At 57.3% G+C, this 16,926-nt stretch carries 15 protein-coding genes; all 15 read right to left on the reverse strand.

The window, feature by feature from the left end:
- Positions 1-346: 346 nt before the first annotated feature.
- A complete protein-coding gene (locus ACY692_RS07180; RefSeq protein ID WP_462324672.1) occupies positions 347-1,273 on the reverse strand; it encodes an MlaA family lipoprotein in 927 nt (308 codons plus the stop codon).
- Positions 1,270-1,872 carry a Tgt2/MlaC family protein gene (locus tag ACY692_RS07185; protein WP_462324673.1) on the reverse strand — a complete coding sequence of 201 codons (603 nt, stop codon included), beginning with the start codon at positions 1,870-1,872 and terminating at the stop codon, positions 1,270-1,272. The genes ACY692_RS07180 and ACY692_RS07185 overlap by 4 nt, the downstream gene beginning before the upstream one ends.
- A gap of 65 nt (positions 1,873-1,937) precedes the next feature.
- A complete protein-coding gene (gene mlaD, locus ACY692_RS07190) occupies positions 1,938-2,384 on the reverse strand; it encodes an outer membrane lipid asymmetry maintenance protein MlaD (protein ID WP_462324711.1) in 447 nt (148 codons plus the stop codon).
- Positions 2,385-2,414: 30 nt separating this feature from the next.
- Entirely contained in the window at positions 2,415-3,644 is a 1,230-nt protein-coding gene (locus ACY692_RS07195) for an ATP-binding cassette domain-containing protein (RefSeq protein ID WP_462324674.1), read from the reverse strand.
- 7 nt (positions 3,645-3,651) lie between these two features.
- Positions 3,652-4,458 (reverse strand): MlaE family ABC transporter permease, encoded by an 807-nt coding sequence (locus tag ACY692_RS07200; RefSeq protein ID WP_462324675.1) that lies wholly within the window; start codon positions 4,456-4,458, stop codon positions 3,652-3,654.
- A 135-nt stretch (positions 4,459-4,593) separates the two neighbouring features.
- The gene (mnmA, locus tag ACY692_RS07205; protein ID WP_462324676.1) at positions 4,594-5,631 is read right to left on the reverse strand and encodes a tRNA 2-thiouridine(34) synthase MnmA; all 1,038 of its coding nucleotides are present in this window, start codon (positions 5,629-5,631) and stop codon (positions 4,594-4,596) included.
- A gap of 65 nt (positions 5,632-5,696) precedes the next feature.
- The gene (gatA, locus tag ACY692_RS07210; RefSeq protein WP_462324677.1) at positions 5,697-7,178 is read right to left on the reverse strand and encodes an Asp-tRNA(Asn)/Glu-tRNA(Gln) amidotransferase subunit GatA; all 1,482 of its coding nucleotides are present in this window, start codon (positions 7,176-7,178) and stop codon (positions 5,697-5,699) included.
- A 102-nt stretch (positions 7,179-7,280) separates the two neighbouring features.
- The gene (gene gatC / locus ACY692_RS07215) at positions 7,281-7,565 is read right to left on the reverse strand and encodes an Asp-tRNA(Asn)/Glu-tRNA(Gln) amidotransferase subunit GatC (RefSeq protein WP_462324678.1); all 285 of its coding nucleotides are present in this window, start codon (positions 7,563-7,565) and stop codon (positions 7,281-7,283) included.
- Between the two features lie 43 nt (positions 7,566-7,608).
- On the reverse strand, positions 7,609-9,693 hold the full coding sequence (locus ACY692_RS07220) for a penicillin-binding protein activator (RefSeq protein ID WP_462324679.1): 2,085 nt from the start codon (positions 9,691-9,693) through the stop codon (positions 7,609-7,611).
- A 104-nt stretch (positions 9,694-9,797) separates the two neighbouring features.
- The gene (gene dnaK / locus ACY692_RS07225; RefSeq protein ID WP_462324680.1) at positions 9,798-11,711 is read right to left on the reverse strand and encodes a molecular chaperone DnaK; all 1,914 of its coding nucleotides are present in this window, start codon (positions 11,709-11,711) and stop codon (positions 9,798-9,800) included.
- Between the two features lie 217 nt (positions 11,712-11,928).
- On the reverse strand, positions 11,929-12,483 hold the full coding sequence (grpE, locus tag ACY692_RS07230; RefSeq protein ID WP_462324681.1) for a nucleotide exchange factor GrpE: 555 nt from the start codon (positions 12,481-12,483) through the stop codon (positions 11,929-11,931).
- A gap of 155 nt (positions 12,484-12,638) precedes the next feature.
- Positions 12,639-13,670 carry a heat-inducible transcriptional repressor HrcA gene (gene hrcA / locus ACY692_RS07235; RefSeq protein WP_462324682.1) on the reverse strand — a complete coding sequence of 344 codons (1,032 nt, stop codon included), beginning with the start codon at positions 13,668-13,670 and terminating at the stop codon, positions 12,639-12,641.
- A 154-nt stretch (positions 13,671-13,824) separates the two neighbouring features.
- Entirely contained in the window at positions 13,825-14,721 is an 897-nt protein-coding gene (gene rfbD, locus ACY692_RS07240; RefSeq protein WP_462324683.1) for a dTDP-4-dehydrorhamnose reductase, read from the reverse strand.
- 241 nt (positions 14,722-14,962) lie between these two features.
- Positions 14,963-15,334 (reverse strand): DUF1844 domain-containing protein, encoded by a 372-nt coding sequence (locus ACY692_RS07245; protein ID WP_462324684.1) that lies wholly within the window; start codon positions 15,332-15,334, stop codon positions 14,963-14,965.
- Positions 15,335-15,639: 305 nt separating this feature from the next.
- Entirely contained in the window at positions 15,640-16,803 is a 1,164-nt protein-coding gene (locus ACY692_RS07250) for a pyridoxal-phosphate-dependent aminotransferase family protein (protein ID WP_462324685.1), read from the reverse strand.
- Between the last annotated feature and the right edge of the window lie 123 nt (positions 16,804-16,926).

Genomic DNA, 16,926 nt, shown 5'->3' on the forward strand with positions numbered 1-16,926 from the left:
AGCGACGATCCGTAGGGGCACCCCTTGCGGGTGCCCCTTTGGTGAGTGAACCCACATCTGAGACGTTGCCTGGATTGGGTTGCCTTGAAAGTACATCCAAAATCCATGGTAAAAACTCCGTGTTTCAGCATGGTTCTGGTTTAGCATATAGGTCTCCCATTTCTTGAATTGCTGCAATCCTCCAGATCCCCAGATTCCTCGATCGCCACGCAGATTTGACGCTGCGTTTTATCATGTTGTGATAGTGCCATTTTGATCTGAATGGCTGCGGGTACACAAAAAATAACAAGGGGCTGTTTCCTATATGGAAGCAGCCCCTTGTTTACGTGCGGTCATAGGTGTTGCATCATTCCCTGACAAGATGACGATGGTGTTGGATGTAGAAATCCTTGAGGGCTTCGTAGGGATCAAAGGCCGCCTTTTTGAGGTCCTCATAATCCCCGAGGTGCAGGGAGGTGTAGTTGAGGGTCTTTTCTCCCTTGAGGGCCCAGCGGATCTTCCACCCGTCAACGTAGTTGATGGGATCAAGAAAGTATTCACCAAACTGGGCCGTTGTATCCCGTAGTGTGGAGGGACCAAAAACCGGCCAGACAATGTATATCCCCTCCCCGACCCCATAGTGGGCCAGGGTTTGCCCCAGGTCTTCGGGAGATATATCCTGCAGCGGGGTGATATGGTCGGAAATTTTGACCAGCCCACCGATGCCGAACGTGGTGTTCATGGCAAACGCACCGACTTCCTTGGCCGCCTTATCGAGCTTGAGCTGGAGAATGGAGCTGACGAACCGGATGGGAAAGGCCAGGTTGTGGAAGACATTGTAGATCCCGGTGCGCATTTGTTCCGGAAGGACTGCTGAGTATACGGATGCCGTGGGTTCAAGCACCCAAAAATAGAGCTTGTCGTTGAATGTGAACATGATCCGGTTGAAGGGTTCCAGCGGGTCGGGGGGGAGTGTTGATTCCCCATACCCGTCATCGTCCCCATAGGGATCGTCATAGAACTCCTCGTACCCCTCGTCCCAATCCTCGTCCCATCCTTCATCCGTGCCATTGTAAACGTCGTCTGGAGTGGATCCGGGATCTTCGGTGGTGTCGGATGATGGAGCGCCGGGGGAGGGCGGTTGCAGCCCCGCACCGCTTGGGGCGGGATCTACTGCCGACGTTTTTGTACCACATCCAATGTTTGGAACAAGGAACAGGAGGAGAAGAGCGAAGAGCCAAAAACAGCGGCCCGGGGAGTGGATGGACCATTTCCGGTGGGATCCTAACCTCATGATCCATCACCGGACTGGTCGATTTTTTTTCTGACCTGGTCCAAAAGGACACTTGGGGGGTTTTTAGAGAGGATGGATCGGAATTGGGACCGGTAGTTTTTTACGAGGCTGACCCCTTCGACAATGACGTCATAGACTTTCCACTGGTCATGTTTGAACCGGAGCATGTAGTCCAGGGGGATATCCTTGCCGTTCCAGACAACATGGGTGTCCACCTTGGCCTTGGTCGGGGAGAGCTGGATCTCCTTGTCGAAAACGACCGCTTCACCATGGTAGGATTGGATCTTGTCCATGTAGATTCCTTGCAAAAGCTGTGAAAAAAGATCGCGGAATTCGTGGCGTTGCGCCTTGGTGAATCCCCTCCAATATCTTCCGACAGAACGTCTGGTGACCTCGTTGAAGTCAAACAGGGACTCCCCGATCTGGACAAGATGTTGCCGCTGGAGTTGCTTGTCGTCCCTATCCGCATACTGGGGGTCGGTGAGGATCGCTATGGCCTTGTCAACATTGATTTTGACGTGGTCCATGGCCGAGGCCGCATGGACAGATGAGGGGAGTAGAAGCAGAAGCGTAAAAATGGTCCAGATGATACGAAACATGGTCCGTGTACCTCGTTGTCAAACGGTATTCTAGATGGGGCCGGGTGGGCAGAACGTCCAACCGGCTACACCTTGCCGAAGATGTACTTGCTGATCAAGTCTTCAAAATCCACGGTCGACTCGGTGTCGACAATGATCCCCCCGTCGGCAATGGGGGCTTCGGCCCCGCCCGGGGAAATCTTGATATACTTGTCGCCGATCAAGCCGCTGGTCTTGACGGAAGCGATGGCCTCTTCGTCGATGTGGACATCCTGTTGGATCTTCATGGAAACTATGGCCACCAGTTCATCCATATCCAGTGTGATTTTTTCGACCTGGCCGATGGGGACTCCGGCAAGTTGGACGAACCCACCGGTCTTTAGACCGGAGACATTCGTGAACCGAGCATCCACCGTGTAGTAGTCACCGCCCATAATTTCCATCTTGCCTAACTTGACCGTCAGATAGCCAACGCAAAGGCAGCCGATGAGAAAAAAAATCCCCACGACGGATTCGTGTTTGAAACGTTGTATGGTCGACATGGTCTGTTCCTCCTGGGAAGGCTAGGGGCGGGCCCCGGTGCAGGCGACCGCACTTATGACCGTTGGGCGGGACGAACCCGCGGCTATGTGTTTTTCAAGAGATGTCTCGGGGCAGCCCTGGATGGATCCGGCCATGAGGTCCGCGGTAACATCCTCACCGGTGTACCCCGGTATGGCCATGGTATGGCTGTTGCGTGGCGTTTGGGCAATGGCCGTGGCCATGCCCTCGGCCCCTTCCAGGGAGACCCCGGGAAGGATCCCGACAACCTTGCCATACGGGTACCTTGCCATGGGTGTTTGTTTGGAAAAAACCGCCTGCCATTTGCGGGCAAAATGTTCAAGCACCGTATGGGTGGCGATCGAACCGATGCGGGAGCTGATATCGTCGAGTCCCCGGACGTGGAGGACAACCACGGAAAAGGGGGTCCCCGCTGCGGCGAGATCCTTTTGGGCCCGATCAAATGCTCGAGAGAGCCTGGTGAACGTGCACAGGCCGGTAAGATCGTCCTTGAGCATGTCCAGACTGTTGATGAATCCGTTGATTACCGGTTGGTGGGTGTGCTCCAGTTCCAGGGGAGTGCCCTGAAAAATGACCTTGGCATTATCGATGATGGCGACCCGATCGGAGATGTAAAAAACATCTGGTATGTCATGGGAGACAAGGACTGCTGAGAAATTGAACCGTTCCTGGTAGTGGGCGATCATGGACAGAACCGCATTCTTGCGGATGGGATCGAGCCCGGTGGTCGGTTCGTCAAAAAGAACGATCTTTGGATCGTTGATGAGCGCCCTGGCGAGGGCGACGCGTTTTTGCATCCCACCGGAGAGCTGGGTCGGATATTTGTGCCCGACCTCGCCCAGTTCAAGATCATCCATCCTGGCCTTGACGCGTTCCTGGATTTCCTGGGGGGAAAGGCGGGTCTTTTCACGCAATGGCAGTGCGATGTTCTCAAAAACGGTCAGGGAATCGAAGAGGGCGTTGTGCTGGAACATGTAGCTGCATTCACGTTTCATCTGCTGGCGTTCTTTCGGGCCCAGGGACGCGAGTGGCCTGCCCATGAACGATATCTCTCCGCTGTCCGGTGACAACAATCCTATGATGTGTTTGAGAAAAACGCTCTTGCCTACCCCGCTCTTGCCGATGATGGTCGTTACTTCGCCCGCATTGATGGACAGGCTGATGCCGTCGAGGATGGTTTTGTCCCCGAACCGTTTGGTGACGTTGGAAAAAGTGACAAGTGGAGTGGGCATGGATGGTCTACAGGAGGAAAGAGGTAAGTACGTAATCGGCGATAAGAATCCAGACACAGGAGATGACCACCGCCGATGTCGTGGCCATCCCGACCCCCTTGGCCCCGAAGCCGCCCTGTCGGATATGGGTGAAATACCCTTGAAAGCTGCAGATGGTCGAAACCAAAAAGGCGAAGGCGATGGACTTGATGAATCCGCCCGTGACGTCCTGCATGACCACGCTGGACTCGACCCGGTAGAAATAGATCCCCTTGTTCAGGCCCAGGAGAACCACCCCGGCAACATAGCCCCCCATTATGCCCACGACGTCATAGATGGCCGTGAGTAGAGGGAAGGAAATGAGCGATCCGGCGATTTTGGGGCTGATCAAGAACCGGATGGGATCGATGGCCATCGTGTCCAGGGCGTCGATCTGTTCGGAGATGCGCATGATTCCTATTTCAGCGGTCATGCTCGACCCGGCCCGGGCCGTGATCATGATCGCCGTGAGGACTGGGCCGAGTTCCCGGACCAGTGAAAGGGCCACGGCCGATCCCAGAACCCCTTCCGAGCCGAATTGGGTCAGTGTGTAGTAGAGCTGCAGCCCGAGTACCATCCCCGTGAACAGGGCGACGAGGGCGATGATCGAGATGGATCTGGCACCGATGAAATAGACCTGTTGGAGGATCTTGGTACATTGGACGGGAAAGGAAAATATCCTCAAAAATCCCTTTATGGAAAAAATGGCATATGCCCCACATGCGTTGGAGATATCGATGACCAAACGTCCTAACAGGGCGAAGGGAGTGACTAGGGTGCCGAACAAGGAGGACATGGGGTTCCTGTGATGTGTTGGTCCAGAGGAGAGGTGGCGGTAAAAAAGAACACCACATTTCTAGCCAAAACTGGGGAAAAAGACAACTCGCTTTCTGGGTTGCAAGGGTTCCGGTTGGGCACAACATTTTGACCGCTATCCCCCATGGGAAATGATCCCGCCCGCCAGAACTTGGCCGGAAGGGGCGTACACCGTGAGGACCTGACCGGGGGTGGGGACCTCCTGGGGAAGGATGAATCGGGCCAAAAGCCGTTGTCCCTCAACTGTGACCCGGGCCGGGCCGGCCTGTTGCCGATAACGGGTTTGGACGAGAACTTCTTCGGGCCAGTGCACGGCCGGTACAAGCAGGTTGGCCTGGACCGCAGTACACGAGGTGGCCCAGAGTTCTTTCTGGGGGCCGACGATCAGCGTATTGGTCGCCGGTTCCTTGTCGATGACGTAAAGGGGGTGTGCGTAGGCGATTTTAAGGCCCCGGCGTTGTCCCTGGGTATATCTCCACAGTCCTTGGTGGGTACCGATCCGCTTGCCACTGCGCGTGGTGACCGGTCCGGGGCCGGGAAGCGCAATCCCCTGCCGGGCGAGAAAGGCGCGGTAGTCATCGGGGATAAAGCAGATCTCCTGACTCTCTTTGGTCACCGGCGGTTCGAGGCTCCGTTGTTCAAGGGCCTTTGGGACCTCGCTTTTGTGCCATCCCCCAAGGGGGAGGATCACCCCCTCCCAGATATGGCCGGGAACGAGGGAGAGAAAATAGCTTTGGTCCTTGCCGGGATCCAGGGCCCGGAAGAGTCCGGTGCCCTGTGGTGTCGGCAGTGTCCGTGCGTAATGTCCCGTGGCCAGTTTGGTAGGTCCGTGCCGCCGTATTCTTTCCCTGAGCAGCCCAAATTTTATCTCCCGGTTGCACCAGGCGCAGGGATTGGGGGTCCTGGCCTGGATATACCCATCGATGAAGGGCTGGATGATTTGTTGGAAGAATGGCCCGCTCAGATCGACGGTTTCTAGGGGGACCCCGAGACCGCGACAGAGCTTTTCCATCTCTTCCGTCCGTTCATTATCTCCGGGGGAGGGAGGAAGGAACAATCCATGGAAACCAACGACATCCCACCCTTGTTCTTTGAGCAATGCAAGGGAGAGAAGGCTGTCGGCGCCACCGCTCAGGGCCAGGGCTATGGTCATATGGTCGGGGAAGCAGGTAGGGGATGAAAAAAAGGGACCCGGCATCCGCTGCCGGGTCCCTTGCTCTATGCCAGTAGGTTTTCCAGGCCCGTGGGCCGGGGGAGTCGATCCATGCCCTTTTCCAGGACGTGGCCGATGTTTAGGAGGCGTTCCTCGCCGAACCGGGGGCCAAAAAGCTGGATGCCGACGGGAAGACCGGAATCCTTGCCCAGACCGACAGGGAGACTCATTCCGGGAAGACCGGTCAGATTTAATGAGATGGTAAATATATCGGTTAGATACATCTGCAAAGGATCGTCCGTGTTCTGTCCCAGGCCAAAGGCTGTGGTCGGACAGGCCGGACCGGCCAAGACGTCGCAGCCCGCAAGGGCCTCCATGAAGTCGTTTCTGATGATCCGCCGGACCTGGGCGGCCTTTTTGTAATAGGCATCGTAGTACCCGGCAGAAAGAACATAGGTACCGAGCATGATCCGTCGCTTGACCTCGTCCCCAAACCCTTGTGAACGGGATTTTGTATACATCTCGAGGAGGTCATGGGCGCTCTGGTCGCGGACCCCGTAGCGGACGCCGTCGAAACGGGCCAGGTTTGAGCTCGCCTCGGCCATGGCGATGATGTAGTAGGCGGCAATGGCGTAGGAGGTGTGGGGCAGGGAGACCGGGACTATTTCCGCTCCGAGTTCCCGGGCCTTTTCAATGGCCTGGGTGCAGGCCGCAGCCACTTCCGGAGCGAGCCCTTCTCCCCAGTACTCCTTGGGCATGCCGATACGCACACCCGCGAGATCCTTGGACTGGGCGAGGCTGGCCATGTAGTCCGGGACCGGGGTGTCCACGGAGGTAGAGTCCTTGGTGTCGTGACCGGCGATGACGGAAAGGACGAGGGCCGCATCCTCGACCGTTCTGGTCAGGGGGCCGGCCTGGTCCAGTGAGCTCCCGTAGGCGATAAGCCCGAATCTGGAAACCCGGCCGTAGGTCGGTTTAAGGCCGACGGTCCCGCAAAAGGCGGCGGGTTGTCGGATCGATCCGCCCGTGTCCGTGCCTATGGAGGCGAATGCCTGACACCCGGCAATGCTTGCGGCCGATCCTCCACTGGAACCACCCGGAACATGGTCCAGGTTCCAGGGATTGTGGCTCGGACCATAGGCGGAGTTTTCCGTGGACGATCCCATGGCGAATTCATCCAGGTTGTTCTTGCCCAGAATGATCGCTCCGTGTTCCTTGAGTTTGGCCACCAGGTGTGCGTCATAGCAGGGGGTGAAATTTTCAAGGATGTTTGAGCCGCAGGTCGTCGGCATCCCTTGGGTGGCCAGGATATCCTTGAGCAGGATGGGTACCCCCCACAATCGTTGGTCCTTCCGGACACCCTTGGTATCCATGTCCCGGGCCTGTGCGCGTGCTGCCCCGTCGTCCAGATGGAGGATGGCCTTAAGATGCGGCTCTGTTGTCCGGATCCGTTCCAGGCAGGAGGACGTGGCCTCTTCGGCCGAGACGTCACCTGCAGCCAGAAGGTCACGGATACGGGTCAGTGATTGGGTATACAATGGGTCCATGGGTACGTTCCTTGTAGCAAGAATATAGTTGTTCCTGATTTTTGGGCCGCCCCCCTTTTTGGAGGCGGGTACGCCCTCGTCGGTCTGGATCCCGGGAGACGGTCAGACAATCTTGGGAACGATGAAATAGCGACCGTCCTCATCCGGGGCATTTTCCAGAATGCTGTCCCTGGAGCAAGTCGTCACGACCTCGTCCTCCCGGAGGACCGTGGAGTGTTCCACAGGAGAATACAAGGGGGCGATACCGGTCGTATCCAAGCCATTGAGTTTGTCCATATAGGCCAGGATCGTGTCCATCTGGCCGGCAAACAGGGCTGCTTGGTCTTCGCCGATTTCGAGCCGTGCCAATGACGCGATCTTGTTGACGTCTTCTCGTGTGATACGCATACCGCAGTTCCTTGGAGTTGGTGTGGTTGTCGAGGAATCGGATTCAGTCGGATGGTCCGGACCTGATGACCTTGTGACGGTAGCCGGACTGTCCGGAGTCGGAAGGGGTGACCGGCTCGGTCCGGGTCGCATTGGTGCCATTTGTCTCCCCCGTGTCCGATTCAGCGGTGGCGTTGAGGGAGACGATCCTCTGCTGGCGTCGGTTTTCACGGACATCCATAATGTGGGATATCTGTTCCTGCAGGGCGATGCGCGGCCCTTCGCGGGTTGGTTGGAAAATGAAATAGTCCTGGGATGCCCGCCCCTGGCTGTCCCACTCCAAAGGGGCCATTGCCCAGTCAAGGGATTGGGGGCCGGACAGGGTTTCGTTCAGTCCTTGCCGTGCCACTCCTGACGTGCATCCCAGTCCTGCCGCGAATCGAATGAAGTCAAACCCCAGGGCGACCCAGAAATCCGCGCCCTTTTGGCCGCTTTGTTCCAAAACATTTTGCAGCGTTTGCACCCCGCTGCCCGGGTTGTCCGCCCACCATGCTCCGGGGTACACGGACAGACGAAAATAATTCTCTTCCAGGGGGCTGTCCGGATTTTTTCCCTGACCCCAGAGCTGGGGACCGAGAAACATGAGCCTGTTTTCGTCATAGAAATAAAATTGCGGAACAATGAGCCGCGCCCCTTTGAGGGAATCTGGGAGAAAGACCGCCTTGAAGTCGGGTTCCGGATTGAGCTCGTCCTCGTTGAGATCCTGGGCCCTGAGCAAGGTGGCCACGGTCTTGCCCCATTGGGATGGTTGCTTTGGGGGGTAGTCGGCCAATCCGGTAACTCGGCCACCCTGTGCGGTAGCCTCCTCCCAGAAATATTGGGCCATCCGCCTTCCATAGGGTTCATTGGGATAGAGGACGGCAAAACGCGAGACCTGGCAGGCAAAGGCGGATTGGACCATGGCCCTGACCTGATCGCGGGGGCTGCCGAAAAAGCGCCAAGCCCGCGTACCCTCGTCTTCGACCGTGGGCATGAAAACAAAAAAAGTCCGTCCGTCGACAAGGGAGAGATCGCGGATTTTTTGCCACGTGGATTTTTGCAGCGGCCCCCCGACAATGTCGCAGGTCGTGGCGAGGCCGGTGAGTTCCTTTTCCCAGCCCGGGGCGGAGGAGTTGATGATGGTCACGTCCAGATCCATCCCGCGGCCTCCGAGCAACCATTGTCCGGCCCCGACACCGCGGGCGATTTGCCAGCCTATGGTGCCGTATGGCCCCTGCAAGGGAATTATCAGGGCAATGTGCTTGCGGGGTTGTCCAAAGCGGGCAGTGAATTTTTCTAAATCATCGGCAAAGGGATACGGACCGTTCCATAGGCCCCGTGTTCCAAGTAAACGGAGACCGTGCCACACCTCGGGCCATAGCTCGGGATCGGCCTCCAATCGCTTGATATCATAGACGCCGGTAAGGATGTTTTTGGGGAATGCGTTGTTGGGATCCTCCCGGACCGTCCCGAGGGCCTTGGAGAGTTGCGCAAGGGGATGCTCTCTCAGTATGGCGTTGAGTTCGGCTTCCAGATCTCCTTGGATTTCGGATGATGCCGTTAAATGGTACAGGGTCCCGTAGGCATGCAACAGGCCGGGCAGGTTATTCTCGCGTTTGTACTGGGCGACGAGAGCTTTTGCCGCCTTTGCTCTCACGTCTTTCGGGATATTGTCGTTGTCCAGGACGGAGGTGAGAAACGGGGTTGCGGCCTTGTCGTCCTGTTCCAACCGCAGAAGGGCAGCCTTGGCCCGGATCCAGGGCCACGATTTGTCCACGCCGGTGGGAACGTCCGCCCAGGATGCCAGGGCCCTCCGTGCCTGGGACGTGTCCCGGTTTGCGAGGGCGCTCTCGGTGAGTCGTTGCCAGACCACGGGAGCACGGCGGTCCGAAAGGGTTGGGTCCTTGGACAGGAGACCGTAGATCCGCTGGCTTTCCCCGTAGTCCCTTGATTGCCATGCTCGGTCGGCCCGCTTAAACAGGCCGGGCTCGGTGGGTTGGGAGGGTACGGCGGGCCCTTGGGGGGTGGACCGGACGGTCGTTTTTTTGCCGCATGCCGTGCATACAAGCAGGGACAGGGTCAGCAGGAAGAGTAGGATTCGTATTTTCATGTACTGCGGGCAGGAGAAAGGGGTTGGCCAAAAAAAGGCCTGGACCGACGCGCGTGTTCGGTCCAGGCCTTGTGCTATAGGAAGGGGGATTTAGCCTGTCAAGGCTATTTCACTTCGGTATAGTCGGCGTCCACGACGTCTTCGTCATCGGACTTGGTCTGGTCACTGGCCTGTCCGGCACCGGGCTGTTCCCCACCAGGCTGTTCGCCTTCGGTCGACTTCTGGGCGTAGAGTTTTTCGGCCAGTTTATGTGAGGATTGGGCCAGCTCCTCGGTAGCCTGGGTGATGGCCTCCACGTCTTCGTTTTCCATGGTCTTTTTCAGGGCCTCGATCTTGGATTCGATCTCACCCTTGAGGGTGGCGTCCAGCTGGTCACCGAGATCGCGGATGGATTTTTCCGTGGTATAGATCAGGGTATCGGCATGGTTGCGGGCCTCAATGAGTTGCTGCCGTTTTTTGTCCTCGTCGGCATGGGCCTCGGCATCCTTGACCAGGTTCTGGATCTCGTCCTCGGAAAGCCCGCTGGAGGCGGTTATCCGGATGGACTGTTCCTTGCCCGTCCCAAGATCCTTGGCCGATACGTTGACGATACCGTTGGCATCGATGTCAAAGGTGACCTCAATCTGGGGAACGCCGCGGGGGGCCGCAGGCAGACCGGTCAATTCGAACCGTCCCAGGGTCATGTTGTCCGCGCACATGGGCCGTTCCCCCTGGAGCACGTGGATAGACACAGAAGGCTGGTTGTCAGCGGCCGTGGTAAAGGTCTGGCTCTTGCGGGTGGGGATGGTCGTGTTCCGTTCGATGAGTTTGGTGAACACCCCGCCGAGGGTCTCGATACCGAGAGAGAGCGGAGTGACATCGAGGAGGAGGACGTCTTTGACGTCACCCGCAAGGATACCACCCTGGATGGCCGCACCCATGGCAACCACCTCGTCAGGATTGACGCTCTTGTTGGGGTCCTTGGAGAAGATTTCGCCGACCTTGGACTGGACCAGGGGCATGCGGGTCTGTCCCCCGACAAGCAGAACCTCGTTGATGTCCGAGGCCTTGAGCTCGGCATCGGCAAGGGCCTTGCGACAGGGGGATTCGACTTTGGCAACCAGATTCTGGCACATGGACTCCAATTTGGCCCGGCTCAGCTTGAGATTCATGTGTTTGGGACCGTTCTGGTCGGCAGTGATAAAGGGCAGGTTCACGTCCGTTTCCATAGACGTGGAGAGCTCCTTCTTGGCCTTTTCTCCGGCCTCCTTGAGACGCTGCAGGGCCATCTTGTCCTGGCCGAGATCGATGCCGTTTTCCTTTTTGAATTCATCCACCAGGTAGGAGATGATGGTGTCATCGAAATCTTCACCACCAAGAAAGGTGTCCCCGTTCGTGGAGCGGACCTCGACGACGTTGTCCCCGACTTCCAGGGTGGAGATGTCAAAAGTACCCCCGCCCAGGTCGAAAACCGCGATCTTTTCATTGGACTTCTTGTCCGCACCATAGGCCAGTGAGGCCGCTGTCGGTTCGTTGATGATCCGCTTGACCTCGAGTCCGGCGATACGCCCGGCATCCTTGGTGGCCTGGCGCTGGCTATCGTTGAAGTAGGCCGGTACGGTGATGACCGCCTCGGTGACGGTTTCGCCCAGGTAGGTCTCGGCGTCCTTTTTCAGCTTCTGCAGAATGATGGCCGAGATTTCGGCGGGGCTGTATTTCTTGTCATCGACCTGGACATAGGCGTCGCCATTGGCGCCGGCAACGATCTTGTAAGGGCTCTTTTTGGCCCATGCCTGGATCTGGGCGTCGTCGAACTTTCTGCCCATGAGTCGTTTGACTGCAAAGATGGTCTTTTCAGGGTTGGTGACCGCCTGGCGTTTGGCGATTTCACCCACCAGCCGTTCCTTGTCGGTGAACGCGACAATGGATGGCGTGGTTCTCCCCCCTTCGGGGTTGGTGACGCATTTGGCGTCCTTGCCCTCCATGACGTAGACGCAACTATTGGTTGTTCCGAGATCTATTCCGATAATTTTTCCCATACTGTCCTCCTAAAAAAGTGTGGTATCAAAAAGTGTCAAGTGCTTGGTCCTTGTGCTGGGCCCTGTTTGCTGGTCGGCCCGCATTTTTTGGTCCGAACCGCGGGGCGGAACGAACCCGCAGTGAATCATAATGCCCTAAACAATCTTGTAAAGGGGCGGGAATGCAAAAAGGGCAAAACAGGCACTGGTCCTCTGGGTGTCCGCATGGTGGATAGCACTATTTAGTTACCATGACCTTGGCTGGACGCAAAAGTCTGTCGTGGAGTTTGTATCCGGTCTGCAGTAACTGTTGCACGCATCCTCCGTCCATTTTCGGGTCCTCTACCTGGGACATGGCCTCGTGTTCGGCCGGATTAAACGGAACGCCGACGTGCTCCTGGCCGATGATGGTCAGGCCATTTTTTTGCAGGGCTTCCTTGAAGATGTTCAGGGTCATTTCGACGCCCTGGACGAGATTTTCGCACCCCTTTTCATGCCGCCCGTGCTGTAGGGCGAGTTCGAGATTGTCCATGACCGGAAGGATTTCTTCGATGATATTGCCGGTGGCAAATTTGCGGAAATCTTCTTTTTCCCGCTGGAGCCGTTTTTTAAGATTTTCCGACTCCGCGAGAATCCGTAACGATTCCTGTTTCTGTTCTTCGAGTTCGGCGCAGATCCGTGCGTATTCCTCTTCCAGGGAGGGCTCGCCGGTTTCTGCATTCTCTTGGACCTGTTTGTCCTTCTCGGGGGGTGTTTCCTTGCCCGGAGGGGTTTTCTGCTTGTCTTTTTTCATTTGTTCGTCTCCTTGGATGTCCCAGCCTGACAGGGATGTAAGCGGACAGACGCAGTCCGCCGTAGCGTGGTGATCGCGACGATCGCATGGCAGGGTTCTGCCATGCGATCGTCATGGATTATGGTTGTGGAGTGATCCGTTGCCCTTGGAACGGGCTAGAACCGCAATTGGAGCATTTTGCTAAGTACTTGGGCGGTAAAGTCAACCATGGGGATGATTTTTGCGTAGTCCATACGTACGGGTCCTATGATGCTTATCATGCCTGCGGTTTGGTCGGAAATGGTGTATGGCGAGGAGACCAGACAGCAATATTCCAGATCATCCCATGAACGTTCCTGGCCAAGAATGATCCGTGATTCCTGCTCGTCAAATATGGTGTCTACAAGTTCCAGGAGCCTGGAGCGTTCCTCCAAGAGTTTGAATATATCCCGCATAGCTTGGAGATCGGTAAAATCGGGCTGTGAAAGGAGATTGCTCGCCCCCTCAACGAAGATTTCACGGTGCATTTCCGTGGAACAGGTCTGATCGGCCAGGTCCAGGGCCCGCTGGTACAAAACATCGAACACCTTCTGGGCGGCCTTCATCTGTGCCCGGATTTTGTTCTGGACGGCGTGTATGGATTGTCCCTGGAAATGGCTGTTCAGGAAATTTGCGTATTTGAACAGATCGTCCGGGGTTACCTCCGTATCCACATCGATGATCTTGTTCTGGACGATCCCCCCCTGGAGCACGAGAATGGACATGATCTTGCCCGGGGTCAGGAGCACAAAATCGATATGTTTCCAGTGGACAATTCCCTGGCTGGGGCCAAGGACAAGGCATGCCTGCTGAGAGATGGAAGACAGGACCTTTGAGGTTTGTCGGAAAATATCCGTGGGGTCTGAGCCGGCATGGTAGAGGTCATCGGAGATAACGTCCCTGTCCCGGCCGGAGAGGGGGTTGGGTTGCAGGACGCTGTCCAGAAAAAAACGCAGCCCTTTGATTGTCGGGATCCGGCCGGCCGATGTGTGCGGTTGGTCAAGAAGCTCTTGGTCCGCGAGGTCGGCCATGATGTTCCGGATGGAGGCGGGGCTGAGTTTGCTCCGCGATTTTTTGGCGACAACCCGGGAGCCCACTGGCCGGGCAGTGGCTATGTATTCTTCGACGATCGTCGTGAGGACATCGATTTCACGGGGACAAAGTTCCATGGTTCACCTGCTTGGCACTCTCTTTAAAGGAGTGCCAAAAAATACGCATCGGAACTGAGAATGTCAAGATGGTGCGCACGTCTGGAAGGGTGGCTGGATCGGCCCCCGCACATGGATGGGAGGGGGCCGATCGTCTGCGGGGCGGAGGGGCGTCCTACTCCTTGGGACAGGAATGGTCCCGGTTGAAAAGATAGGCTCGCAGGGCCTGGATCCACGGGCGTGGGGTCAAGCCGGTTTTTTCGGTGAATTTTGAGCAGTCCAGAACAGAGTATTCTGGACGGACCGCCTTTTGTGGGAAATCCGCCGAGGAGATCGGTTTGGCATGACAGGGAGAGTCGCCACAGGAAATGGCCTCGGCGGCCAGTTCACACCAGGAGGCGTGGCCCGTGTTGGTCAGGTGGTAGATACCCTTTGCCCCTGCCTGGACAAGCGCCAATGTGTAGCATGCCAGGTCCAGGGTGTATGTGGGGCAACCGACCTGGTCGTGGACGATGTCCAGAGAAGAACGGGTTGCTGCCAGGTCCAGGATTTTGTCCACGAAATTGGTCTTGTAGGGGCCAAAGAGCCATGCGGTGCGGATGATAAGGGCCTTGTCCCAGGCAAGACCCATTATCCCTTTTTCGCCTTCCCGTTTTGTTTTGCCATAGACGGACAAGGGATTGGTTGCATCGTCGGGCGTGTAGGGGAAACATTTTTTGCCGTCGAACACAAAATCCGTACTGTAATGGATGAACGGGAGATCCAATGCCTGAGCCGTTCGGGCCAGCAGTATCGGCAGTTTCTTGTTCATGCGCATGGCTTCTTTGGGCTCGTCTTCGGCCTTGTCCACCTGGGTATAACCGATGGTGTTGAATAGGTGGGTCGGCCGGTGCCGTCCAATATATTCCTCGAGCATGGCCTGATCGAAAACGTCCAGGTCCTCCCGGCCGGGGCAGAGACTCTCCCAGCCCTGCTCCACGAGAATCCGCGCGAGGGCCTGCCCGAGCAGGCCGGTTTTTCCCCCAAGGATCAATGCCTTTTGGGGGGGTGGTTGTCTCTTGTCTTGTTCCATGGCGATATCTCTGTCCTGGAGTGATTGTTTAGCAGGTCGTCGGATGGCACTATCGGCATGATGGGGGCGGTGGATAACATGCCGGATCGGGGCATCGTCATTCCGGACCCGGTCCGGTATCTCCGTGGTCGAGCTTACGGGCTTGATACATGGGAACCGCTCGTATTCCACACGTCCCCGGCCTGCATCGTGGATACGCCCTTTGAGCAAAAGGGATGGCGTAAGATTGGCCGTACCACGGCTACGCTTTGCATTGAACGAACTTGACCCGGAGTTCGAACAAAAGATCCCGGATCAACCGTTCTTCTTCGCAGGTCAGATTGCCCTTGGTCTTTTCCTGGATCATTCCGAGAATGTCGATGGTCTGTTTGGCCAGGGGAATGTTCACGGAGGCCTGTCCCGACTGGATGTCGGGGATTTCGCCCAAATGGACCAATACCGTGGAGCTCAGTGACATGACAAAGGTGGAAAAGTCGAGTTTGGGCATCTGACTCGATTCCGTTGTCTTGGCCGTTTGGCGGTATTCCTTGGCGGCCTGCTCCTCGGCCTGTCGGCGTTGTTCGGTTTCGGCCGGCGATGCATTGTCCCGGCAGGGATCGTTGGGTTCGGACATGCGGACTCCTTGGGGTGGATCGTTTATCCAAAGGGCGGGTACGGGACCTGCCCCTACAGGGGAAAAGACAGAGAACAGGAGACTATGACAGTTATTCCGGACGTGGCCGGGGATCTCCCGGGAATCGGCGTTATTTTGGCGTCTTGGCCACGTCATGGTCCCTCAAGATCCAGGCCTACGCCGTGAACGACGGGAAGGGGCGGAAACCGGGCCGGAACGGTGAGGGTCCTTTCAGGGCCCGACATGTGGAGCGGTTGTCCGGAGATGCCGTCAGGCCGTACAGGGAGGACTGATGGGTGTTTGGTTCAGCCCCGGTCCGAGTCTTCAAGACCCTGTTCATAGGCATTCATGGCCTGTTCCAGATAGTCCGGACAGCCGGAATAGCCGCCACAGGCCAGGTAGGATTGGCGCAACGCGTATAGACCGGCCAGGAGATCGCTCCAGTCCACATGGCCCATGTGGCCGAGGCGGATCATCCTGCCCTTCATGTCTCCCTGGCCGCCCGCCGCCACGACACCGTAGGCATCGGCCATGGTCTCGAGCACCTTGGAGGCGTCGATGCCCGGGGGCACGAGCAGGGAGGTCAGTCCCCAGGTGAACCGGTCCAGGGCCAGAAGCTCCAGACCCATGGCCGAAATGCCCGCTCTAGCCATCCTGGTCAGGGCCCATTGTTTACGGAAGATCGTTTCCAGCCTGTCCCCGGCAAAGTGTTCCAGACTCTTGGCCAGTCCGACGAGGAGGCCGATGCCCGGAGTGAACAGGGTCTGTCGGTTTTCGATCTTTGCCCGTTCCTTGGGGAGATTGAAATAGAAATTTTTTGGTTTGACCGTTTCCACCCGATCCCAGGCACGCTGGGCCAGGGAAATGAACGCGAGCCCTGGAGGAAGCATGAGCCCCTTCTGGGAGCCCGTCAGCAGACAGTCGATGTTCCACTCGTCCATGGGGCAGGGAGAGACACCCACTGCGGAGATCCCGTCCACGACCAGGAGGACGTCGCGCTTTGTGGTCTCTTCGCCGATTTTCTGGATGGGGTGGAGCACGCCCGTGGACGTTTCCGAGGCCTGAATAAGGACCCCTTTGATGGCCGGCCAGCGGTCCAGGCTGTTCAGCACGTCGATGACCTTGACGGTCTCGCCCCAGGTGACCGGAAGGATGATCATCTCCAGCCCGTGCGCATCAGCGATGTCCGACCAGCGTTCTCCGAACTTGCCCCCTTCGATGACCAGGACCGTGTCCCCGGGCTTGAACAGGTTGGTCACGGCCGCGGTCATGGCCCCGGTGCCTGAACTGGTCAGGGGAATGACCGGCTGGGATGTGCCGAAAAGGTGCTGCAGGCCTTGCTGGATGTCGCCCATGATCTCCTTGAACGCGGGTTTGCGGTGGTGGATCATATCCTGGGCCATGGCGAGGCGGACGTCTTCGGGCAGGGGGGTGGGGCCGGGGGTGAGTAGGCGCTGTTTATTGAGCATGGTCAGTGATTCTCCGTGGATCGGACAGGTTCGGGGGGATTGATGAGCTTGGAGTAGAGACAATAAAACCGGCATCTACCCCAAAGGGTTGCGGGATGCAACGGAGTGGTCGGAGGTTGTTTC

The organism is Desulfoplanes sp., from assembly GCF_054921335.1.

Coding starts and splice junctions, on each gene's coding strand:
- hrcA (WP_462324682.1), bottom strand. CDS start 13,670: ATGGAACTTTGTCCCCGTGAAATCGATGTCCTCACGACGATCGTCGAA.
- ACY692_RS07200 (WP_462324675.1), bottom strand. CDS start 4,458: ATGTCCTCCTTGTTCGGCACCCTAGTCACTCCCTTCGCCCTGTTAGGA.
- ACY692_RS07185 (WP_462324673.1), bottom strand. CDS start 1,872: ATGTTTCGTATCATCTGGACCATTTTTACGCTTCTGCTTCTACTCCCC.
- ACY692_RS07220 (WP_462324679.1), bottom strand. CDS start 9,693: ATGAAAATACGAATCCTACTCTTCCTGCTGACCCTGTCCCTGCTTGTA.
- ACY692_RS07195 (WP_462324674.1), bottom strand. CDS start 3,644: ATGCCCACTCCACTTGTCACTTTTTCCAACGTCACCAAACGGTTCGGG.
- dnaK (WP_462324680.1), bottom strand. CDS start 11,711: ATGGGAAAAATTATCGGAATAGATCTCGGAACAACCAATAGTTGCGTC.
- ACY692_RS07245 (WP_462324684.1), bottom strand. CDS start 15,334: ATGTCCGAACCCAACGATCCCTGCCGGGACAATGCATCGCCGGCCGAA.
- gatA (WP_462324677.1), bottom strand. CDS start 7,178: ATGGACCCATTGTATACCCAATCACTGACCCGTATCCGTGACCTTCTG.
- ACY692_RS07180 (WP_462324672.1), bottom strand. CDS start 1,273: ATGAGGTTAGGATCCCACCGGAAATGGTCCATCCACTCCCCGGGCCGC.
- grpE (WP_462324681.1), bottom strand. CDS start 12,483: ATGAAAAAAGACAAGCAGAAAACCCCTCCGGGCAAGGAAACACCCCCC.
- ACY692_RS07250 (WP_462324685.1), bottom strand. CDS start 16,803: ATGCTCAATAAACAGCGCCTACTCACCCCCGGCCCCACCCCCCTGCCC.
- gatC (WP_462324678.1), bottom strand. CDS start 7,565: ATGCGTATCACACGAGAAGACGTCAACAAGATCGCGTCATTGGCACGG.
- mnmA (WP_462324676.1), bottom strand. CDS start 5,631: ATGACCATAGCCCTGGCCCTGAGCGGTGGCGCCGACAGCCTTCTCTCC.
- rfbD (WP_462324683.1), bottom strand. CDS start 14,721: ATGGAACAAGACAAGAGACAACCACCCCCCCAAAAGGCATTGATCCTT.